1 protein-coding gene is annotated in these 702 nt (G+C 71.2%); it reads left to right on the forward strand.

Going from position 1 to position 702, the window contains the following annotated elements; all coding sequences use genetic code 11:
• Positions 1-702 (forward strand): hypothetical protein (locus tag ACGWYJ_RS38955; RefSeq protein ID WP_395111730.1); only part of this gene is annotated, 702 nt, incomplete at both ends.

A 702-nucleotide genomic window follows, 5' to 3' on the forward strand; every position in this document is an offset into this window, starting at 1 on the left:
CGGCTGATCGCGCCGCCGACGTTCCACTACACGATGGGCGAGAACGCCGCGCCCGAACCGGATGCGGAGACCAAGGCCCTTCTCAAGGGCGACCCGTTCGCCGGGCTGGGCTCCTACCAGGCCGTGATGGAGTTCGAGTGGTGGCGCCCGCTGGGGCTGGGGGACCGCTGCCGGGTGCTCCAGGCCCAGGTCGGCGTCCAGCCGAAGCCGTCCAAGTTCGGTAAGCGGACCGTCCACGTCACCAACGACTACCTCTACGCCAACGGCGCCGGGGACCTGCACGCCGTCCGGCGCGGCACGTGGATCAACGCCGAACGGCACACGTCCAAGAAGCTCGCCAAGGAGAAGCTCGACCAGCGGCCGTACACCCCGGAGGAGCTCGCCGAGATCGACGCGGCCTACGCGGCGGAGTCCCGGCGCGGCGCCGAGCCCCGCTTCTGGGAGGACGTGCGGATCGGCGAGGAACTCCAGCCCCGCGTCAAGGGACCCCTGACCACGACCGACGTGGTCGTGTGGCACCTGGGCTGGGGCATGCAGCTCACGCCGCCCGGATCGTTCCGCCTGGCCCACCGGATCCGCCGCAAGGCCCCCGGCCTCTACCCGCCCAACCACCTGAACATCCCCGACACCGTGCAGCGCCTGCACTGGGAACCGCAGCGCGCGCAGGAACTCGGCCTGCCGAACTCCTACGACTACGGCGGC

This window comes from Actinomadura sp. SCN-SB, from assembly GCF_043906805.1.
In the GTDB taxonomy this organism is placed as follows: domain Bacteria; phylum Actinomycetota; class Actinomycetes; order Streptosporangiales; family Streptosporangiaceae; genus Spirillospora.